The sequence below is a fragment of the Heliomicrobium gestii genome (assembly GCF_009877435.1).
Taxonomy (GTDB): Bacteria; Bacillota; Desulfitobacteriia; order Heliobacteriales; family Heliobacteriaceae; genus Heliomicrobium; species Heliomicrobium gestii.
In genome coordinates, this window is sequence record NZ_WXEX01000015.1 from 25,565 (window position 1) to 46,026 (window position 20,462).

At 50.8% G+C, this 20,462-nt stretch carries 18 protein-coding genes and 1 pseudogene; 6 read left to right on the forward strand and 13 right to left on the reverse strand.

The genetic code is table 11. From position 1 onward, the window contains the following. Window positions 1–70: 70 nt before the first annotated feature. From GTO89_RS14995 to GTO89_RS15030, 8 genes are all read right to left on the reverse strand, one after another. Window positions 71–340: a DUF1292 domain-containing protein gene (locus tag GTO89_RS14995; RefSeq protein WP_012281410.1), complete on the reverse strand. Its 270-nt coding sequence runs from the start codon at window positions 338–340 to the stop codon at window positions 71–73. A 263-nt stretch (window positions 341–603) separates the two neighbouring features. Beyond that, a complete protein-coding gene (ruvX, locus tag GTO89_RS15000) occupies window positions 604–1,098 on the reverse strand; it encodes a Holliday junction resolvase RuvX (protein ID WP_204758269.1) in 495 nt (164 codons plus the stop codon). Between the two features lie 3 nt (window positions 1,099–1,101). Continuing rightward, window positions 1,102–2,316: an aldo/keto reductase gene (locus tag GTO89_RS15005; protein ID WP_328793927.1), complete on the reverse strand. Its 1,215-nt coding sequence runs from the start codon at window positions 2,314–2,316 to the stop codon at window positions 1,102–1,104. Window positions 2,317–2,434: 118 nt separating this feature from the next. Continuing rightward, the gene (locus GTO89_RS15010; RefSeq protein WP_161262914.1) at window positions 2,435–2,713 is read right to left on the reverse strand and encodes an IreB family regulatory phosphoprotein; all 279 of its coding nucleotides are present in this window, start codon (window positions 2,711–2,713) and stop codon (window positions 2,435–2,437) included. Window positions 2,714–2,870: 157 nt separating this feature from the next. Continuing rightward, window positions 2,871–5,522 carry an alanine--tRNA ligase gene (alaS, locus tag GTO89_RS15015; RefSeq protein WP_161262915.1) on the reverse strand — a complete coding sequence of 884 codons (2,652 nt, stop codon included), beginning with the start codon at window positions 5,520–5,522 and terminating at the stop codon, window positions 2,871–2,873. Between the two features lie 226 nt (window positions 5,523–5,748). Then, a complete protein-coding gene (locus GTO89_RS15020) occupies window positions 5,749–8,232 on the reverse strand; it encodes an AAA family ATPase (RefSeq protein ID WP_161262916.1) in 2,484 nt (827 codons plus the stop codon). Continuing rightward, a complete protein-coding gene (locus tag GTO89_RS15025; protein WP_161262917.1) occupies window positions 8,229–8,942 on the reverse strand; it encodes an ABC-three component system middle component 1 in 714 nt (237 codons plus the stop codon). The genes GTO89_RS15020 and GTO89_RS15025 overlap by 4 nt, the downstream gene beginning before the upstream one ends. After that, a complete protein-coding gene (locus tag GTO89_RS15030; protein ID WP_161262918.1) occupies window positions 8,939–10,330 on the reverse strand; it encodes an ABC-three component system protein in 1,392 nt (463 codons plus the stop codon). Before GTO89_RS15030 ends, GTO89_RS15025 begins: the two co-directional genes overlap by 4 nt. A gap of 406 nt (window positions 10,331–10,736) precedes the next feature. Here GTO89_RS15030 and GTO89_RS15035 point away from each other — a divergent pair, with 406 nt between their 5' ends. The 4 genes and pseudogenes from GTO89_RS15035 to GTO89_RS15050 form a co-directional block, all read left to right on the forward strand. Then, the gene (locus tag GTO89_RS15035) at window positions 10,737–10,952 is read left to right on the forward strand and encodes a hypothetical protein (RefSeq protein WP_161262919.1); all 216 of its coding nucleotides are present in this window, start codon (window positions 10,737–10,739) and stop codon (window positions 10,950–10,952) included. A gap of 137 nt (window positions 10,953–11,089) precedes the next feature. Then, window positions 11,090–11,491 (forward strand): MerR family transcriptional regulator, encoded by a 402-nt coding sequence (locus GTO89_RS15040; RefSeq protein ID WP_161262920.1) that lies wholly within the window; start codon window positions 11,090–11,092, stop codon window positions 11,489–11,491. Continuing rightward, window positions 11,457–12,299, forward strand: coding sequence for a carboxymuconolactone decarboxylase family protein (locus GTO89_RS15045; RefSeq protein ID WP_161262921.1), 843 nt, complete (start codon window positions 11,457–11,459; stop codon window positions 12,297–12,299). The genes GTO89_RS15040 and GTO89_RS15045 overlap by 35 nt, the downstream gene beginning before the upstream one ends. A gap of 33 nt (window positions 12,300–12,332) precedes the next feature. Further along, a pseudogene (locus GTO89_RS15050) lies at window positions 12,333–12,776 on the forward strand (staygreen family protein); the annotation flags it as partial. Between the two features lie 478 nt (window positions 12,777–13,254). On the opposite strand, the gene GTO89_RS15055 reads toward GTO89_RS15050, so the two are convergent. Continuing rightward, window positions 13,255–14,313 (reverse strand): Fic family protein, encoded by a 1,059-nt coding sequence (locus GTO89_RS15055; RefSeq protein WP_161262923.1) that lies wholly within the window; start codon window positions 14,311–14,313, stop codon window positions 13,255–13,257. A gap of 581 nt (window positions 14,314–14,894) precedes the next feature. On the opposite strand from GTO89_RS15055, the gene GTO89_RS15060 reads away from it, so the two are divergent. Both GTO89_RS15060 and GTO89_RS15065 read left to right on the forward strand, forming a co-directional pair. Then, a complete protein-coding gene (locus tag GTO89_RS15060) occupies window positions 14,895–16,157 on the forward strand; it encodes a DUF1800 domain-containing protein (protein WP_161262924.1) in 1,263 nt (420 codons plus the stop codon). A gap of 10 nt (window positions 16,158–16,167) precedes the next feature. Continuing rightward, window positions 16,168–17,379, forward strand: coding sequence for a DUF1501 domain-containing protein (locus GTO89_RS15065; RefSeq protein WP_161262981.1), 1,212 nt, complete (start codon window positions 16,168–16,170; stop codon window positions 17,377–17,379). Window positions 17,380–17,471: 92 nt separating this feature from the next. Here GTO89_RS15065 and GTO89_RS15070 read toward each other — a convergent pair whose 3' ends face one another. From GTO89_RS15070 to GTO89_RS15085, 4 genes are all read right to left on the reverse strand, one after another. Further along, window positions 17,472–17,624, reverse strand: a complete 153-nt coding sequence (locus tag GTO89_RS15070) for a hypothetical protein (RefSeq protein ID WP_161262925.1) — start codon at window positions 17,622–17,624, stop codon at window positions 17,472–17,474. A gap of 18 nt (window positions 17,625–17,642) precedes the next feature. Next, window positions 17,643–18,464 (reverse strand): sirohydrochlorin cobaltochelatase, encoded by an 822-nt coding sequence (locus GTO89_RS15075; protein ID WP_161262926.1) that lies wholly within the window; start codon window positions 18,462–18,464, stop codon window positions 17,643–17,645. A gap of 301 nt (window positions 18,465–18,765) precedes the next feature. Beyond that, complete coding sequence (locus GTO89_RS15080) at window positions 18,766–19,506, reverse strand: ABC transporter permease (RefSeq protein ID WP_161262927.1); 741 nt, start codon at window positions 19,504–19,506, stop codon at window positions 18,766–18,768. Window positions 19,507–19,597: 91 nt separating this feature from the next. Then, a complete protein-coding gene (locus tag GTO89_RS15085; RefSeq protein WP_161262928.1) occupies window positions 19,598–20,437 on the reverse strand; it encodes an ABC transporter ATP-binding protein in 840 nt (279 codons plus the stop codon). Window positions 20,438–20,462: the final 25 nt, after the last annotated feature.

Consider the following 20,462-nt stretch of genomic DNA (forward strand, 5'->3'; position numbering starts at 1 on the left):
GTCGAATCAAGAAAAAGCAAAAAGCCATCCGAATGCTCGGATGGCCCTCTGTACAAGGGTTTATTCGGGATTACTCTTCTTCGCCGTCTTCTTCGCTCAGTTCTTGCCAGAAGTCAGCGACTTTTTCCCATTCTTCGTCGTCTTCGATATGGCTGAAGACTTCCTCGCCGTTTTCTTCATACTCGACACGGAGGATAATGGCTTCATCCTCTTCGTCATCGAGGGGCAGAAGAATGGCGTACTCTTTGCCGTCGACTTCGACGCGGTCCAGTTCTTCAAACTCCAGCTCGTTACCGTCTTCATCAGTCAGAACGATGATGTTTTCTTGTTCCTGATCCACCGGTAATCACCTCTATTCGCTACGAAACTAAAGCCATTGTATACCAGGGGACATCCCTTGTCAACGAACGCTCAAGCTAAGTATATCCCCCAAGGCCGCCTCGTAACCGTATTTTATTTTGTCTCATCCTGTCGAGTGGTGAGACTTTTTGTCATAACGGGATTGTCCCAATGGGATTTCCTTGTCTTTTCGCGCCTTGGCCTCATTCTGGCTTTCAGCGGGGCCAAGCCTGCCGGTTCGTCAAACCTTTGGCTTCGTCCAACCTACACTTCGTCCAGCCTGTCATCGTTATTATCGCTGTCCGCCCCGTCATCATCCCTGGCGTCTCGCTGGGCTTTTGCCTGTTGGTGGGCTTTGGCGTCCAGATAGTTTTGCAGGATCAGCACGGCGGCCAATTTGTCGACGACCTGTTTTCGCTTGGCCCGGGACATGTCGCCGGCGATGAGCGTCTTCTGGGCCGCCACGGTGGTCAACCGCTCGTCCCAGTAGTCGACAGGGATATCTAGCTTCTCCCCGACAACGCGGCCAAAGTCGCGGATGCCTTCGGCGCGGGGGCCGTAAGTGCCATTCATGTTGCGCGGCAGTCCACAGACGATCCGCTCGACCTCATAGGCCTTGACCAATTCCTTCAGTCGCTCCATATCGGCGGCCAAGCGGCCTCGCCGGATCGTCTCAATCCCCTGAGCCGTCCAGCCCATCAGATCAGAGACGGCGACGCCGATGGTCTTGTCTCCTACGTCCAATCCCATGATCCGCAACATTCATACCACCTTGATGCAAAAATCCCGGCACATGCGCGAGCAGTAGCCGCAGAGGAGGCAGCAGGCCGGGTCGACGACAGCTCGGGGCAACGGTTCTCCCCAGTCGCGGGCAGTCTCGTTACCCGTCTCGGTAGAAGCCTCGGTAGAAGCCTCGATACCAGTCTTGATACCAGTCTCTATATCAGTCTTGGTGCCAGTCTCGATACCAGTCTTGGTGCCAGCCTTGGTGCCAGCCTTGGTACCTGTCTCGGTGCCAGCGGTACCCGTCTCAATAGGTACCCCTTCGTTCGCTTCCGTGGTCTTTCCGCTATCCTCAGATTCACAGCGGGATTTTTCCAGCGGTTCTTCTACTACACGCAGCGCCCCCTGGGGGCAGGCCGGCACACAGCGGCCGCAACCGGTGCACCAGTCTTCGATGAGAAGCCGTCTCCCCCGCCCCTGCACCTCGCGCCAGTTCTCCTCGGAGACGGCTTTCCCGGCGAAGAGGCGCAGGTTCACTTCCAATTCCCGTTCAGACTGCATGCCGATGGCGATGGCGTCCAGGTGGGGCTGGGCGAGCGCCCAGGCGAGGGCTTCCGGCGCTTTCGCGTGGAGGTTGCCGCCGCCGAGGACCTTCATGCCGTAGATCCCCTTCCCTGCCCGGTGGGCCTCGGCGATGGCGGCGAGCATCTCGGCAGCCGTGCCGTCGAGGATGCCGATGCCTTCCATGTTGATCAACGGGTGGATCACATCGACGTCGTCCATGGCGGCGGCGGCGCGGACGGCGGCGACGGCATGGGTCGAGAGACCGACGGCCCTCACCCATCCCCGCGCTTTTGCTTCCAGCAGGTATTCGAAGGCTTCCCGGTGGCCGCGCAGGGTATGCTCGCTCTCCTGCTCATGGAGCAGGAAGATGTCGATCACATCCCGGTCCAGTTCCCGCCGCGCCTCTTCCAGGGCGTCCTGCATCCCTTCAGCGCTGTAGGCGTAGGACTTGGTGGCGATGACCACGTCATCGACATCACCCCCGTCGCGGTGGTAGCCCCGCAGGGCCTCCCGGATGTAGGGGTAGGTGCCGTAGATCTGAGCCGTGTCGACAAAAGTAACGCCTGACGAAAAGGCCTGCCGCAACAGCGCCGCTCCCCGGTCGAGGGGGAGCGAGCCTTGCAGCGGGCCGATCGTCAGGCTGCCAAAACAAAGGCGGGACACTTCCAGTCCCGATCTGCCGAGTCGCACTTTGCCACGTCTTGTGTTGCTGCGTGTTGAGTCGCCGCGTGAGCCAAGACTGGTATGGCCGAGTGTCGAATGGTCGATCGCGTAACCGATTACGTTACCGATCGCGTTACCGCTTGAGTTACTGAGATTTCTCCTCATCATGGCTCTCCAGGTAAAAACGTACAAGTTCTTCTAAGAGGTCATCGCGCTCGAGCCGGCGGATCAGGCTGCGGGCGTTTTTATGGCTGGTGATGTAGGCGGGGTCCCCGGAGAGAAGGTAGCCCACCAACTGGTTAATGGGGTTGTAGCCTTTCTCCTTCAACGCTTCATAGACGGTGCGGAGAATATCGCTGGTGGCCAACTCATCTTCCGTCTTCGCCTGGAACATCATGGTTTGGTCAAAGGTATCGTTTGCCATCGGTCCCAACCCCCCAACGGAATCACGCTCGAACAAAACGCATGGGTAGCATAGAAAGCTTGGGCAGACAGAAGCCCGGGTAATCGAAAGCTAGTGCAGAAATGCTCTCTCCAACCATATTATTCTGCGCCAGTTTCTATTTTCCTCTACTTTTAGCCTATTTAATCTGACTCTTGAGGAGCTTTTTCGCCGCTTCCAGGGCGTCGGCCAGTTTGGACGGATCTTTGCCGCCCGCCTGGGCCATGTCAGGGCGACCGCCGCCGCCGCCGCCGCAGGCCTTGGCGGCTTCCTTGACCAGGTTGCCGGCATGGACGCCGCGGCCAACGATGTCCTTCGTGGCGGCGGCGACAAGGTTCACCTTGTCACCGGCGACAGCGCCGAGGATCAACACGCCAGAGCCGAGTTTTTCTTTGAGCAGGTCAGACATGGAGCGCAAGGCGTCCATGTCGGGCGCTTGCACCTTGGCGGCCAGGACGGTGACGCCGTTGATCTCCTCTTTGCCGGCCAGGAGGTCGTCGACCTGGTACTTGGCCAAGCGGCCGAGCAGTTGCTCGATCTCGCGGTCCTTCTCGCGAAGCTGGGCCTGGAGGGAATCGACGCGGTTGGTCACTTCAGCAGCAGGGACTTTGAGCTTTTCAGACAGCGTGCGGACGGTCTCTTCCTGCTCGTTCAGGTACGCAAGGGCCGCTTCGCCGGTGACGGCCTCGATGCGGCGCAAGCCCGCGCCGATGCCGCTTTCGGAGACGAGCTTGCAGAGGCCGACCTGGCTGGTGTTGCCCAGGTGGGTGCCGCCGCAGAGTTCCATCGAGTAGTCGCCCATGCGGACGACGCGCACCGTATCACCGTATTTTTCGCCAAAGAGCGCTGTAGCCCCCATGGCCTTGGCCTCGTCGATGGACGTTTCAAAGACCTCGACGGGCAGGGCCTGGAAGACGGCCTGGTTGACGGCCGCTTCGATGCGATTCCACTCGTCCTTCGTGAGGGGGCTGAAGTGGGAGAAGTCAAAGCGCAGCCGGTCGGGCGTGACGAGGGAGCCGGCCTGATTGACGTGCTCGCCGAGCACTTCCTTTAACGCCTTGTGCGTGAGGTGGGTGGCGCTGTGGTGGCGGGCGATGGCCAAACGACGGTTGCTGTCGACCTCGGCGGTGATGGCATCGCCTTCCTTTATAGAGCCTTCGGCCACGACGCCGAAGTGGACGTGTAGGCCGCCGGCCATTTTTTTCGTATCGTCGACGCGGACGACGGCGTCGCCGGCGCGCAAGAGGCCCATGTCGCCGATCTGGCCGCCCGATTCGGCATAGAAGGGGGTTTCGGCGAGAACCACCTGAACGGCGGTGCCGGCGCCCGCCTCAGTGACGCGCTCGGCGCCAGTGACGATGGCTTTGACGACGCTCTCGCCAGCGGTCTTGCCGTAGCCGGTGAAGACGGTCGGCCCGAGTTGCTGGAGCAGTTCGGCCCAGAGTTCCATGCCGGCGCCGTAGACGGTGTCCTGGCGGGCTGCTCGGGCGCGCTCACGCTGGGCTTCCATCGCTTGTTGGAAGCCGTCCTTGTCGACGGTGAGGCCGTTTTCCTCGGCGATGTCCTCGGCCAGGTCGAGGGGGAAGCCGTAGGTGTCATAGAGGGTGAAGGCCTGCTTGCCGGGCAGGACGTTGCCGCCCTCCTGCTTGACCTTGGCCACCATGTCAGCGGCGATGCGCATGCCGTCGGTGAGGGTCTCGTGGAAGCGCTCTTCTTCGATCTTGATCACCTTACGAACGAAGTCCTGCTTCTCGCGGATGTCCGGATAGGCCGCGCCCATCAGTTCGACGACGACGGGGACGATCTCGTGCATGAAAGGCTTGTCGATGCCGAGGACCTTGCCAAAGCGGACGGCCCGGCGCAGGATGCGGCGCAGCACGTAGCCGCGGCCTTCGTTGCCCGGCAGAACGCCGTCAGTGATCAGGAAGGTGCAGGAGCGGATATGGTCGGCGATGACGCGGAAAGGAAAGCCCCGGTCGTCGCGGTGATAGACTTGGCCGCAGAGTTGCTCCACAAAGGCGATAATGGGCCGCATCAGATCCGTGTCGTAGTTGGAGCCCACGTTTTGCAGGACCGAGGTGACGCGCTCCAGGCCCATGCCCGTGTCGATGGAGGGCCGGGGCAGCGGCGTCATGACACCGTTTTCGTCGCGGTTGTACTGCATAAAGACGAGGTTCCAGATCTCAAGCCAGCGGTCACAGTCACACTTGCCGATGGCGCACTCGTCGGCTTTGCAACGCAGGTGCTCGCCGCGGTCGATGAGGATCTCCGAACAGGGGCCGCAGGGGCCCGTGTCGCCCATTGCCCAGAAGTTATCCTTTTCACCGAGGCGCAGGATGCGCTCTTCGGGCACGCCGATCATGTCGCGCCAGAGGGCGAAGGCTTCGTCATCATCGAGGTAGACGGTGGCGTAGAGCTTGTCCTTCGGCAACTGGCACACTTCGGTCAGGAACTCCCAGGCAAACCGGATGGCGTCCTTTTTAAAATAGTCGCCAAAAGAGAAGTTGCCGAGCATCTCAAAAAAGGTATGGTGACGGGCCGTCCGCCCGACTGTGTCTAGGTCGTTGTGCTTGCCGCCGGCGCGGACGCACTTTTGGGACGTGGTGGCCCGCACGTAGGGACGCTTCTCGAAGCCGAGGAAGACGTCCTTAAACTGGTTCATGCCGGCGTTGGAAAAGAGCAGGGTGGGATCATTGTGAGGGACCAGGGAGGAACTGGCGACGATGGTATGTCCTTTTTGCTCGAAGTATTCGAGAAAGAGCTGCCGTACCCGGTTGCCGGTGAATTCCAAAGCCTAAACGCCTCCTTGAAAATAAACAAAAACCCATCCCCGGACCGCCTAAAACGCCGGCCAGGGACGAGTCAATCCACGTACTTATCGCGATTGGATCATCGCTCGACTCGTCCTGTCGATATGTGTCCAACCTGTAATATAGCGTGTTGGGGAGGGGGATGTCAAGGGAGGGGGGAATCCAAATACTGTTTAAATGTTGTTCCTGCAAAATTGCTAACCTTTTTTACGCTAACTTTTCCTTAACATTAATGCATTTTTCCGTTAAACCACTTTTCTTAAATTTATATCTCATATATCTCGATACATAATCTTCATGTGTTGAAATGATTAGTTGCTTATCTGAGAACTCATTCCTCAGAAGATCGACTAAAGAAGCCATATTAATATCGTCCATAGTTTGAACAGGGTCATCAATTAATATTGCATTGAAGTTGTTTTGACTACTATATACCTTGTTTAATGCTAAAGACCATGCAATTACTACACCCGCAATCTGTCCCGAACTCATAGAGTGCACTACATCGTGTTTGTTTTTTATGTCACTGATAAATCTAATACTCTTTGCTGAATTCTTATCATCCCCTGTGTCTAAAAAAACGCCAATGCCTTTTTGGTAATATTGTAAAATCTTGCCGCTAAATATGTAAAAAGGGATCTCAACATCTTGAATTAACTTTTTATGTCTCTTGCTAATTTCTTTGCTGTATATGTCACAAATGGTATATAAAGGCATTTTGTTTCTTACATCATCTTTTTGAATCCCTTTCGTCCAGTTATTCAATACATCAAACTTTTCTGTTTCTTTTCGTTTCCTTTCAACTAAATTTTGTTTTTTTGTATATAACGCATTAAAATATACGCTTTCAATGTACATCTTCTTCTCTTTAATATGTTCCAACGTAACAAACGCTATATTTTCAATCTTGCTACCAAAACAAGAATCAAATATGTGTTTCAATTTTGAAATTGGCACTTTTTCTACTTCTATGAATTCAGGTGATATTTCCTTTTTTAAACCTTTCATTTCATCGCAAATAGTTTTATATACTTCATCCGTAAATAAGTATGCTTCTTTTTTCTGATTACAGAACCGAAAGAAATCAAATTTATTATCCGTACACCACTTTAAATATTTAGCGACTTCAGACTTATGTTTATAAGTTTTAGTAATCTGAATAAAAAAGTCATCATCTACAATATTGTCGGAAGTTTTTAAATATTCATTGATAGAATTGATCAGTAAATTTATATGTTTGTTGTACAAAACATCTATGTCATCTTCAATTTCTTTTGTAGAACTATCGAGTAAACTTAATAGACTTTGCCTTTTGCTTGTGATATTCTCGATCATTTTTTCATACGTTTCCCACGTATAGCCGCATAACGGACATTCATTATCAGTCAAGACTGTTTTATCTCGAACTTCATCATATACTCTCATAAGCGACATTCTTGTGTTATTCATATTTTGAATAAGTTTCGATAATTCACCCGAACCTTTTTGTTTCAAAACTATATTCTTCAAAGATATCTTTATCGCGTCATAATCATGATTTCCACCTAAAATCTCTTTTAATTTATCAATAATTGCATCGTTAATTTTTGTTATTATACTCTCCTTTTGTAAATTAACTAAACTTTCATGTGCAATTTTTGAATTATTATATTTCTTAACAATTTGATTGTATAATTCATCATTGTTTTGTATCCAATACCCTAATATTGTAGCATTGCGCATGAGCTCCTTTTTTTCAATGTAATTATCAATAGTTTTGTTAAAATTATCATTCCTATAGTCAACATTAAACTTTACATAATGTTCCAGCAGTTGAATTTCTTCATCGATTTTATCTTTATTTTCTTTTGTGACTTGTATATCCTCTCTATCCCAATCCTTATGTACTCCACAATCCTTTAGTAATGATCTATAGCTAATTGACTCCGTTTTTATCTTTCCACTTATTTCTCTTTCAACTTCCTCTATTTCTTGTTTAATTAAATCTATTTGAGCACTTAATGTTCTATGTTCAATTCTAATTTTGTTTAAAAATTCTTCAATTTTTTTAAGTTGTTCTTTTTCGGATCCTGTTCCAAACAAGGTATCAATTTGTTTTATCCTATCTTTTTCAGGTAATTTTAAGTAGTAAGTATTGTTCTCTTGTTCAATATAATAAAAATTATTAAAAAAGTTAAATACTCCATTAGAAAACTCAGTTGCCTGATTTTCTTTTAGATCAGTTATTATAGATTTGACTTTATTTGAATATTGTTCAACCAAGTCGGTATACGTAATATTTACTGTATTTAAATCATTAAAAATACTACCATCATAGTAATATGGCTTGAATCTATCAAAGCATTCAGGTCTATTGGATGTAGTGGTAGGAGCATTGTGTGACATGTAAATAATCTTAGAAAAAATCTTCCCCGTACTATTAATAAATTCACCAACTAAAATAATGTCAAGTTCTTTGTTCTTTATATAAGGAGAATACTCAAAACCCGTTCTCATATCTGAAGTAATAATCGTAGCATTTCTGTTGATTTTATTGGTAATAATTAATTCTATTGCATCAAAGATAGTTGTTTTTCCAAAGCCATTTGGTCCATCTAATACTATTAAATCAATATTCTCAAAATCAAGCACTGCTTTTTCAACGAGCTTAAAATTTTCAATATATAACGATTTGATTTTGTAATTATTCATTGCTTAAAACCCCCTTTCAAAAGGCTAATAATCTCATTAGTATTCATGCTTTTTATCCTATCAATATCGATTTTGATTATTTTATTAACTAATAATGATTTATCTTCACCTATTTCATGGATCTTTTTAAATATTACCGAAGCTAAATCATCAATCATTCTTTCCTGTCCTTTATACCTTAGGAAAGGCAATTTAATAAAAAATCCTGCAACTAAACTATATAATGAATCATTCTCAGGATTTTTTTTAAACTCCTGAAAGTGGTCGCTATTTAAAATATCATACAAGGCATTTGTAGTTGTGTTATAGCTTTTTCTTATATTATTAAAAAGATTAACTTGGTTTTCGGTGTATAACAAAACGTGTTTCTTGAATTTTTGTGGATCCTCTTCTATATCAAAAATACCTTGTCTAATTTCTTTTCCAAGCGAGGTTATATTTACTTTTAAACATATTATTATGTAAGTGTTTTTTTCCATGGCAGATTTTTGTATTTCAGAGTCATTGATTATGTTGTAATATTTAATAAATTTCTCTTTAACTTCATCTACATTAGTGAATTCAGAGTCATCCAGGTAATCAACTATAAAATATGCTTCTAACGACTGTTTTGCTTTACTAGGACCCCAAAATTCTATGTTATTAGTTTGTTGTGTTTTGAATTTTTCAAATCCGTTCTCATGAAAAATTTCTAAAATTATGTTCTTCATTTATTAAGCCTCTCTTTCAGTTTATCTAAGCTTATTATCTCTATATCTTCTTTTATATGCACAATATTATTTTTTAATCTCCCACCATCTAACTCATTTTCTAGTTCATTTACATAAAGTTCAGATACATCACAAAAACTATCATCGTAAATTCGATCCAAATTAATTTCTTTCGTAATTAAAGCATCAACCTCATAAAGCAAGTCAATATTTGATGGATTGTTTAATATCTTTTTCCTTAGCAAGTCCTCATGGATTTTTTTAAATAATTTTTCTTCTTCTTCGCTACACAAACCATTTAAATTTGGCTTTGTTATATTTGTTATTATGTACTTTTTCTGATTAATAATAAATACACCATTATTTTTTGCTTTTGCGGTACTGTTAACCAGTAGTTCTGTTGTAGGAAAATAAAACTCCGCTAATAAATTATCAGGAATTAAAGCTCGATAATCATCGTCATTAAGCTTTTCGTTTGTTTTATGTTCCGGGGTTACCATTTTACAAAAAGAGCTAAACTTTTCTTTAGTACCGTAGTAATTCCAAAGTTGACACATGTATTTATGCAACTTAAAATTTTTTTCTGAGGTACAAGCTATTTGAACGTCAGTATTTATTTCCTGCAAAAGCCTCCTTTTTACTTCTAAAATAATATAATAGTATTCTTCGAATTTTTTTATAAATTTACTTTTTAATTTATTGGTATAGTATAAGTCTCTTTCCATCTCAATTGTATTTAATAATTCGCATAAAGAACAAAAAGGATAAGGTGCAACTATAAAATTCCCTCGTCCAAAATCATCAATATTCTTGTGTCTTTCTCTTACTATCTGGTCTATTACATTCATAAAATATAAATATATAACTTCCGTATCGAACGTAGCTAATGTCTCATTTTTTAGTAGATATTTTATCTTAATTATTTTCTCTTTTATCAGTTGTTCAATTTCCTCCAATCCACAGTAATTTTTAATAGTTCCGTTAATAATATATTCATATGTTGAAATGTTAGAATTACCATAAGTTATGGGGACTTCTTTTATTAAATGCAAGTAACCCTTTGAATTTGAAAAACTATTTGTATTTTGTACTAATTTTAAAATAGCCTTTCTATAGTGACTAATTTCTTGGGTCTTATACGCTTTTACTTGATGTAATGTGAGGTAATTCTGAAATTTATCTTTAATTGAAAAATCTTCTACCTTCTCAAGCTCCATTAAATAATTATGACACTCCGCTAGTTTATTACTGCTTTGGTCTTTACTATATTCTATTGGACATTTTTCACCCTTTTCTAATCTCTCGCATATTACTTTTAACATATGGTATATTGCAACTTTACCTTGATATACATAACCACTCCATGTTGGGGAAGCATCCCAATCCACAACCCGATCCCTCCTATATGTTTATATTATTTACTTTAACCAGCTGTTATTATATCCGTAGACTAATTAACTATTGATGTTATATCTACTCTTTTATCTTACCATTCATAGTCAACAACAACCATAAATTGTAAGTTAATTTCTATTTAATTATACCATTAACGTCAATCGCTTACAATCGTATTCATATGATTTTTGTAGAGGTACTTGTTCTATTACCTCATAATCATCTCCAAATATACATTTAAATTATTTAAAGGAAAGGTCCTGCTCCGAGGTGTAAACGGCCAAGACAAAGAAATGCTTCGAAAGTTCTTCCATGTTCTTGTGCCACATGATGGCGAGTTCTCATTCGTTTCGTCCAGGAGCAGTAACGGGAGGTTTTTCTCATTCCCGCGAGGATCACATGGGTTTTACCAAAGGTCGTGTCGATGTTGATCTCCCGAAAGGTGTTGTTCTAAAACTGAACATCATAGGATTCGAGCAGTTTTTATCCTTCTTCACTGTTAAACTGGCTGCGACGTACACGCTCTCCCTCGTTATCCGCCTAGTTTCTGGTTTGCAAACCGAGCTACAGGCCTGCCAAAAGGACGTGATCCGCTCTTCCGACATACTGAAATGATTCTCGTCCATGTCATCAGCCCTTCCTCGAGCGAAAGGCCATCACCTATTTTTTCGAGTCCTCTTGAGGCTTTCTCGCATTCCCCCTTGACTTCAAGTACACTTGAACCACTAAGCTATGATCAGGAGGCGACACACATGGCCGACATCAGCGTCAAAGAAGCGGCAGAGGTGGCAAAAATAAAGCCCCATACGCTGCGCTATTACGAAAGCATCGGGCTTTTGAAGGACATCCAACGAAATGCCGCCGGGCAACGGGTGTATAGTGAAGCGGATTTGCGCTGGCTGGCCTTTATCAACCGCTTGCGCGCCACCGGGATGAGCATTCGCAAGATGCAGGAATACGCGCGGTTGCGCCATCTCGGGGACAGCACCGTTTCCGAACGAAAAGCCTTGCTCTGCGAACACCTCAAAGAGATGGACGACAAGATCGCCAAACTGCTGGAAGTCCGGGAGTACGTGGTCGGCAAAATCGAGATTTACAATGAAATGGAGGAAACGCTGCATGAACGCGGAAAGTCGCTGGGAACGGGGTTATAAAAAACTGCTTGAAGTGGATGGACACGCTGGAGAAGCGGTGAAGAACAGCCTCAACGAAATCTCGCCTGATCTGGTGCGCTACATCGTGGAGTATGCCTTCGGCGACATCTATTGCCGAGACGGCTTGGATCTGAAATCGAAGGAAATCGCCGTCGTCGCGGCATTGACGGCGCTGGGCAACGCGCAGCCCCAGTTGAAGGTTCATTTCAACGGCGCTTTGAATGTCGGCTGCACTATCAACGAAGTGAAAGAGATCATCCTACAGATGTCGGCCTATTCCGGTTTTCCCACCTGCATCAATGCAATGAACGCCTTGCAGGATGTCCTTCAGGAACGCCGCGCGCAAGGGATCACCGACCGGACCGGCGAAGCCCCGACGAACACGGCAAGCCCCTACAACGCCGGGAACCTTGACCACAGGGCGGGCTCGGACGCGGACCGCTATGCACGGGGCGCCCAGGCGCTTTCGGTGTTGGACGAGCAGCAGGTGGCGCGGCTGGAACAGGCCTATGCCGACTTTTCGCCAGACCTGATCAATCTCATCCTGAGCAACTACGCCGATGTGTACGCCAGGGACAACCTCGATAAAAAATACCGCCAAATCGCCACGATCGCGGCGTTGACGGCACTGGGCAATGCGCAGCCTCAACTTAAGTTTCATATCCACGCGGGGTTGAATGTGGGGTTGGAAGCGGCGCAGATCATCGAGATCATGTTGTTGATGACGGTCTATGCGGGGTTTCCTGCGGCGATCAACGGGACCAATGTGTTGAAGGAAGTCATGCGGGAGAGAAATCGCGAACGTTAAAACGCTCTCATATACTGCTCTGGGGTGGAGTATATGAAACAGCTAAATCCGGAAAAGCTGGTTGTCGAATACAGAGATGGCGTGACCCCGGCGGAACCTGTCATCGGACGAAAATATACGTTAACACACTCCGATATCACAGGAGAGCTTTTTCTCACGATAGGTCGCGCCTACGCCTACGAAAAAATCAACAGCCTGCGCGATGAAGTCCTGGCGGAATGCCGATGGTATGACGGCACGATCATTTTGTATGTCTATGTTTACGTGAATGGTCAGTTTGCTCCCCTATCGGCTCGACGCGATCGCATCTTTCGGCGCGAATTGCCGCTGGCGTTAGCGGCGATTCGATATGGAGATGCTCAATTTTTTATGGCGCACCCCGAATTGGATCATGCACCCATCCTGATTTATTTTGACTCGACAAACCCGAATTATCATCGGTTTGAGAACTGGGGGACGCCCAGCGATTATAGGTTATGGCGCTCCTCAAGCAAACAGGCCCTTCCGGTCGCACCACCTGTGGATCATCCGGAGACCCGCCCATGTCCTTTTGCGCATAGCCCGTTGCGTTCCTTGTTATCCTATCAAAGCCTTAAATAAACCCAGAATACCTGGAACAAATAGAAGAATCGCTATGGTCTGCTCCCTGCGTTTAATTTTTTCAATAGGAGCATTCGTAAATTGGGATTTCCATTCAAGGTAACTAGGAAAAAATGATAAAACGTATACTGATGCCCCAGATACTAAAAATAACGACCAAAGTAAAATCGATATACGGCTCAAAGTATGCTGTCACCCCCAACGGCAACGGTCATTCAGGTTGCCCAAGTAAATGAAAATGACACAACCTTTTCACCCTATTGCTGACACGCAAAAAGCCCGCCGTTGTCGCGGGCTTTCCTAAAAGTCACTAGAGCGAGTCTTTTCTATATGCCCACATGAATGCAAAAAGGTTTTACATGATGATCTTTCTCCACCTCGCATTTCTCCCATACTCAATACAGACGATGACATCCTGCCTCGCCAACCGATTGAGGACCTTCTGAATGGTTGGCCGGCTGATTCCGGGGCAGCGTTCCTGAATATCGGAAAAACTGAAGTCGGCCAGCATAGCCAGGACCACTTCCTGGACCTTTTCTTCCTTCCAACCCCGTTTCCGGTTGGCTTCCGACACGACGCCAACCCGTTCCTCAAAACGCTGGTACGCTTTCAGCAGCATGGACAAGAAAAATTCCGTCCAAGGCAGCAGCACATGCCGCCCCTCATGCCAGCCAAGGGACGAGCGATGCAGGGCGTCATAATAATGCTCTTTGTCTTCCTCGATCACCTTTTCCAGACTGATGTAGCGTCCAACCTCGTAGCCGCTCCGGTACAACAGCAACAGGGTCAGCAAACGGGCCATTCTCCCGTTCCCGTCAGGAAAGGGATGGACGCACAAAAAGTCAAGAACGTAAGCGGCCATGATCAGCAATTCATTGACCGTGCCCTGGTTTTTTACCTGTTCATACCGCTCCGTCAATTCCTTCATCGCATCCGGGGTCATCACAGCCGGGACCGTTTGGAACCGAACCCTTGTTTCTCCCGACGGAAGCGTCTCTCGGATATAGTTTTCGGAGGCCTTCCAGGAGCCACCTGCGCCGGTCGCGTAGTTCATGAGATCCCGGTGAAACTGGTGAATCACGTTTTCGTTCACAGGGATATAGGGCGCCGATTCATGGATCAGTTTCAGCACGTCACGATAGCCGGCCACCTCTGCCTCTGACCGGTTTTTCGGTTCCGACTTCTCCTGGACCAGCGCGGTGATCCGCCGGGTCGACACATAGATGCCTTCGATCCGGTTCGACGCTTCTGTGCTCTGGATGACGGCCGTTTCTTTCATCGCCTTCAAAATCTCCGGAATCTGCCGCTCAAAAAGCGCCTGCTTCCCTTTGTACTCGGCAATTCGCGTCAGCAGTGAGATGACGGAATTGGGCCAGGACGCTCTCTCCAGCTTTTCATTTCGAAACGACATCATGACGGGCATCCCCTTAAAACTATATATTTAAAGTCTAAAAGATATATATAATTATAGCCCATTTTTCTTTTTATCAAAAGAACCGATCTCCCAGCTTTTGCTCTTTCGTTGGTTATATCAACAGACGCTCCCATCATCAAATAATGACATCGTTCTGTAGGAGTTCCTTACGGACTTATTCTTCTGTCTCTCCCACCCCACTCCTTCCGCCGCCTGTGGTACCACAGGGGGCGTTTTTGCTGACCAAAAACGCCCCCTTCCCTGTGATCGGTGCTACAATAAAAAAAACACTTCCTTTTTGTGTGAAAGGTCGTTGGGCAGAGATGGCAACTGAACTCCATCGCACGTTCCTTTCCGAGGCAACAGGGTCTGCCTCGCTGAGCACCTCCATTCCGTCAAACCCTCCTATCCTGACTAGGACGTCTAACCCGACCGGGACGCCCAGCCCTACGGGGACATCCCGTTCTACCGGAACATCTAGCCCGGCCACGACGCCCATCCGAGGGACAAACCCCGCTCCGGCAAGTGCTTCAAATGCGGCAACGGCAACCGCCACTGGCGACGAAGCGCTCTGTCAGGCGTTGCTGCGAAGGGCCGGCTTCGGAGGCAGCCTTACCTATCCCACCCCAATAAATGCAGCGGCTCCCGAGGCCTGGCTGCAAACAGACCCCCATCCCCCCTCCCTAACCGGTGTCGTCAACGATGATGGCGGCGAACCGCTCAAAGACGAAGAAGCCAAGAAAGCCCGCCGCCAGCGGGAGCAAGAGAATCTGAAAGCCCTGCGGGCCGCTTGGCTGCAACGGATGACCGAAGGGTCTTTTCCCCTCCAGGAAAAGCTGGCCCTCTTCTGGCACAACCATTTTGCGACCTCCTCAGTCAAGGTGACACGCAGTCTCTACATGGCCCGCCAGTACGACCTCTTCTACCGGCACGGCTTGGGCAAGTTCGGCGATCTGCTGAAAGCGGTGACGCGCGATACCGCCATGTTGCTCTGGCTCGACGGCAACCGCAACACCGCCAAAGCGCCCAATGAGAACTACGCCCGCGAAGTGATGGAACTCTTCACCCTGGGCGTGGGCCATTACACGGAAATGGACATCAAAAACGCCGCCCGGGCCTTTACGGGCTGGCAGGTGGACAAGGCGGGCCAAAGCGTCTTTAACAAAAAAATCCATGACGCGGGCGCCAAGACCCTCTTTGCAAAAAGCGGCCCCTTCGACGCCGACGGCGTCATACACCTGCTTCTGGAACATCCCCAGACAGCCCGGTTCATCACCGCCAAGGTGCTGCGCCATTTTTACCGGGAGAATCCCGAGCCGGCGCTGGTCGAGGAACTGGCCGGACTCTATCGCCAGAGCGATTACGATATGAAAGCGCTCCTGGGCGCGCTCTTTGCCCGGAAGGAATTTGTTCAGGCCGCCCAGGAACGAAGCCTGGTAAAATACCCCACCCAGTTTCTCGCCGAGACTGTCCGCCTCACCGGCATCCGCCTGACGGCAGACCAGATCTCCCACTGGATGAACGAGATGGGGCAGTTGCTGTTTACGCCGCCCAACGTGGCCGGATGGCCCGGCGGCGAGGTCTGGCTGAACAGCGCCACGTTGCGTTCACGCTTTCAGTTTGCCCAGGAGGCCGCCCGCCTGGCGAAGCAGGGGCTTCTGGTCCAATCGTTGCCGCCAACGGCAGAGGCGGCGTTGGCGCAGTGGTCCCAACAGTTGTGCCTGGCTCTGTCCGCCAGTAGCCGTGCGGCCTTGCTTGGCTACGCCCAGGGCGCCTGGTCAGCGACCAAGGCCCAGGGACTCCTCGCGCTGCTGCTCATCTCGCCGGAAAACCAGAGGTTGTAGGAGGCCCGCCATGGATTCGATCACACGCAGGCAGTTTCTCGTCGGCGCCGGCATCACCACTGCGGTCTTGGGCGCCGGCGCCCTCAGCGGATGCGCCAACGGGCTTTTCCCGGCACAATTGGCTTTTGCCGGCACAGGTTCGGCGCCCCGCACCGACAGAACCCTCGTCGTCATCCAAATGGCCGGTGGGAACGACGGGCTCAACACCCTCATTCCCTATCAGAATGACGCTTATTACAATAACCGACCCACCATTGCCGTCAAAGCCGATGCGGTCCTGCCCCTTGATGAGCAGGTCGGTCTGTCCCCTGCTCTTGCAGGCATCCATCGCCTTTATGGGGCTGGGCGCGTGGCCATCGCCCAAGGTGTCGGCTATCCCAAACCGGACCGCTCTCATTTTCGCTCCATGGACATCTGGAACCTGGCCGATCCGGATACCCGGGCGCAACAAGGCTGGTTGGCGCGCTACATGGCCTCGACACCCGATGCCAATCACCCCATGCGGGCCGTTGTCATCGGCAACCAGATGTTGCTGGCGCTTTCTGGCGAACTGTCCGTTCCAGTCATCCCTTCGCTGAACAACTACAAATTAGCCAAGGAGACGGCCCTGGTCGAGGCGTTTAAACAGATGTATGCAACGGCAGCATCCACCGACCCATACCTCTCAGTGAAACGAAAAGGCAACAGCCTGATCGCCTCTGTGGAACAAGTGGAGCGCCTCAAAGGGACGTCGCAAGGCTACCCGTCGACAACCCTGGGACGAGCCTTGGCCGACGCGGCCGCTTTGATCAAAGGGGAAACGCAGACGCAAGTCATCTACACCCAACTGGGCGGCTTCGACACTCACGCCGGACAGGTGCAGACCCAAACCAATCAACTGAAACAGGTTGACGAGGCTGTCAGCCATTTCTGCCAGGACCTGGACGAATCCGGCAAGGCTGATCAGGTGTTGCTCCTGCTCTTTTCCGAGTTTGGCCGGCGCGTCCACGAGAACGCATCCGGCGGCACCGATCACGGCACAGCGGGACCGGTCTTTTTCATCGGCGCGCCCGTCAAAGGCGGTCTGTATGGCGAATATCCCTCGTTGACCGACCTGGATCAGGGCGATCTGAAGTTCACCACCGACTTCCGGCGCCTTTATGCCACGGTGATCGACCGATTCCTCGGCGGATCGTCCGAGACGGTGTTAGGCGGAAGGTTTGACCCCATCGACTTTATGTAGCCTTTTTTATCTTTATCTCGCTCACGTGAATGGCCGATCCGCTTATCCTAATCAGGCCCCGAGTCGCCCTTTTTCAGCCATGCCTCTGAAATTCAAAAAGCCCGCCGATGAGCGGGCTTCTTCAAAAAAAGCAATAACACTCCTTGACCACTACGCCGCCAACGTTCTTTTTTGTCATTCGATAAGGCGCAGCAGATATGCTCTTTTTCGATATTGGCCGCGTTGACTTGGATGATGTGCTCCATGGCTTGCGCCATCCTGGGCTATCCCCAGGCTTTCTTGAGGTGATCCACCATCATGCCGACGATGGCGTCGTTCTCGCCCAACCCTTGCATGTGGGCGCTCACCTCATACCCCTTGGCTTCCAACTGGCTTTTCCAGGAATGGGGCTCATCGCCGGCCATATCCTTTTGGGCATGGCCGCCGGCCACGACCAAAAAGGGCGCGAGCTTGACCTTTTTCACGCCGCTGGCGGCCAGGTCGCCCAGGGCGTGTTGCAACTCCGGGTAGCCCTCGACAGTGGCGAGCATTACGTTCTGGCCCCGGTACTGGTGGCGCAGGAGATCATTTAAGCAGCCGAAGGCGCTCAAGGCCCGGTGGTCGGTCCCATGGCCCATGAGCAGCAGCGCTTCCTCGTCGCTGTTTTCCGGGATGAGGCCGGCGATGGCGTCACAGGCGCGCCGGTAATCGTTGAATTCATGAAGGAGCGAGTCGCTGAGCACCAGTTTGTCAAAGACAGGGCCGTCGCTGGTCTGCATCGTTTGGAGGCTTTTGACGATCTCTTCAAGGTCGCAGTACTCCCGGCCGGGAAAGACATGCAGGGAGTGAACAACCACCTGGTTGTAGCCGTCATCTCTCAGTTTCGCCAGGGCCGTCAATGGGCTGTCGATGAGCAGTTGTTGTTCCCGGGCGATTTTTTTGCGGATCATGGAGGAGGTATAGGACCAGCGCACCTCTACGCCAGGGAAGGCTGCTTTGACCTCGGCCTCGATATGATCCAGGGCCGCCCGCCCTTCGGGCACGCTCGTGCCGAAGGCGACAAGGAGAATGGCCGGTTTGTCCGATTTCACTTTTGCGTTTGCCATATCAGAAGCTTCCCCCATCAAACAATATGATTATGCCCTTCCTGAAAACAAAGCGTTCGGCAGTTATGCCGGACGCTTTGTTTGTGCCTTTTGCGGACGACATAGATGCCGCCCCAGATGCTTGCCACCACGGCGAGATAGACTTGCCAAGTTTTAGGTTCTCGCTTCAGCTTCTCTAATCATATACCCATCTGCCGGCAGGGGCAATCAAAACCCTCCCCTATCTCCCCTCCCCTGTGCTGACCTATCCTACCCTATCCTCCCCTGCCCTGCCCTGCTCCGCTTGCGCTCCGGCGCGCCGTCAGCTCTGCTCCACCCGGTAACAGGCCCGCGTGCCCAGCACCCAGAAGGCGGCCAGGAAGGCCAGTTGCACCACAGGGGCATGCCAGGGAAAATCGTTCCCCAGCGCGATGGCCCGCAGGCCAAGGCTGGCATAGGTGAGCGGGAGGAGGTTGATGAGATGCTTGGCCAGCGCCGGAACGGAGTCGACGGAGAAAAAGGTGCCGCAGAGAAAGGACATGGGCGTGATGAAGTAGCTCGTGAAGCGGGTCATGTCGGGATGGGAGCGAATCTTCATGGCGGCGAGAAAGCCGAGGCTGGCGAAGACGAGGCTATTCAAAAAGAGCAGCAAGACGAAGCCGGCGGTGATATGCACCTCGGCCCGCAGCAGGACGGTGAGGGTCAGCAGGATGGCCGCCGAATAGGTTCCCCGCAAGGCCCCAGCGATGATCTTGCCGGCGGCGTAGGACCAGACGCGGATCGGCGCCGTGATGTATTCCTCGTAGGTCTTGTCATAGAGCCGGGCGATCGAGGTGGGCGTAGCCACGGCGTTGAAGCTGGCGTTCATCGTGCTCAGGGCGACGATGCCGGGGATGATGAAGTTGAAATAGGAGATGCCCTCCATCTGCACCACCTTGCCCAGGCCCCAGCCGAAGGCGATCAGGTAGAGGATCGGCGAGATCATGGCGCTGGTCGTAAATTGCCAGAAGCGGCTGCGGAAAAACCAGTATTCCCGCAGCAACACGGCGTAGAAACCGGACATGTTGTCACCTACTTCTCGGAGCCGTTGTTTTCCTGGATTTCCTCGGTCAGTTTGTTTACTTGCCTCTGTTTTTTTCAGACCCTATCCTTTATCATTTCGTTTCCTCGGTCAGTTTGACGAAAATGTCTTCCAGCTTGGCTTTGCGGATGCTGATCGTGCCCGCTTGCACCGTCTGGGCGAAGGCCAGCGCCTCGGCCTGGCTGGGAAAGAGATAGACCTCTGTCTTGTCGTGGACAAAGCGCTCCACCACGATCTCGCCGACGCGCCGCTTCAGTTCTTCTGTCGTCCCTTCCAGGATCAGCCGGCCCTTGTTCAAGAGGCCGATGCGGCTGCACAAAGTCTCCGCTTCCTCCAGGTAGTGGGTCGTGAGCACCATCGTGATCCCCTTGGCGTTGAGCGCCTTGATCACGTCCCACACCTTCCGTCGGCTGTGCACATCCAGGCCGACCGTCGGTTCGTCGAGGAGGATGATCTTCGGTTCGTGCATCAGGGCGCGGGCGATGAGCACCTTGCGCTTCATCCCGCCGGAGAGCTTGTTCACGGGGCTGTGGCGCTTTTCCTGCATCTCGATAAAATCGATCAGTTCTTCGATGCGGCGGCGAATCCGCTCCTGCGGCAAGCTGTAGAGCAGGCCGTGCAGGTAGAGGTTCTGCTCCACCGTCAGTTCTGGCTCCAGATTGATGTGCTGCGGCACCAGCCCGATGTCGGCCTTGAAGGCGACCTGTTCCGGTCGCACCGCATGGCCGTTGAGCCGGATCTGCCCCTCTGTCGGCGCGAGCAAGGCGACGAGCATGCGGATCGTCGTCGTCTTCCCCGCGCCGTTCGGGCCGAGGAGGCCGAAAAACTCGCCCGGGGCGATATGCAGGTTCAGATCCTTCACCGAAACGGTGCCGTCGGCGTACCGTTTGGTGACGTTCGTAATCGAAATCAAGGGGTCTCCCACCTGTCCCGAACAG

Coding starts and splice junctions, on each gene's coding strand:
- GTO89_RS15020 (WP_161262916.1), bottom strand. CDS start 8,232: ATGAATAATTACAAAATCAAATCGTTATATATTGAAAATTTTAAGCTC.
- GTO89_RS15080 (WP_161262927.1), bottom strand. CDS start 19,506: ATGTCCGGTTTCTACGCCGTGTTGCTGCGGGAATACTGGTTTTTCCGC.
- GTO89_RS15025 (WP_161262917.1), bottom strand. CDS start 8,942: ATGAAGAACATAATTTTAGAAATTTTTCATGAGAACGGATTTGAAAAA.
- GTO89_RS15055 (WP_161262923.1), bottom strand. CDS start 14,313: ATGATGTCGTTTCGAAATGAAAAGCTGGAGAGAGCGTCCTGGCCCAAT.
- GTO89_RS15070 (WP_161262925.1), bottom strand. CDS start 17,624: ATGGAGCACATCATCCAAGTCAACGCGGCCAATATCGAAAAAGAGCAT.
- GTO89_RS15065 (WP_161262981.1), top strand. CDS start 16,168: ATGGATTCGATCACACGCAGGCAGTTTCTCGTCGGCGCCGGCATCACC.
- GTO89_RS15040 (WP_161262920.1), top strand. CDS start 11,090: ATGGCCGACATCAGCGTCAAAGAAGCGGCAGAGGTGGCAAAAATAAAG.
- GTO89_RS15010 (WP_161262914.1), bottom strand. CDS start 2,713: ATGGCAAACGATACCTTTGACCAAACCATGATGTTCCAGGCGAAGACG.
- GTO89_RS15045 (WP_161262921.1), top strand. CDS start 11,457: ATGAACGCGGAAAGTCGCTGGGAACGGGGTTATAAAAAACTGCTTGAA.
- GTO89_RS15075 (WP_161262926.1), bottom strand. CDS start 18,464: ATGGCAAACGCAAAAGTGAAATCGGACAAACCGGCCATTCTCCTTGTC.
- GTO89_RS15035 (WP_161262919.1), top strand. CDS start 10,737: ATGGGTTTTACCAAAGGTCGTGTCGATGTTGATCTCCCGAAAGGTGTT.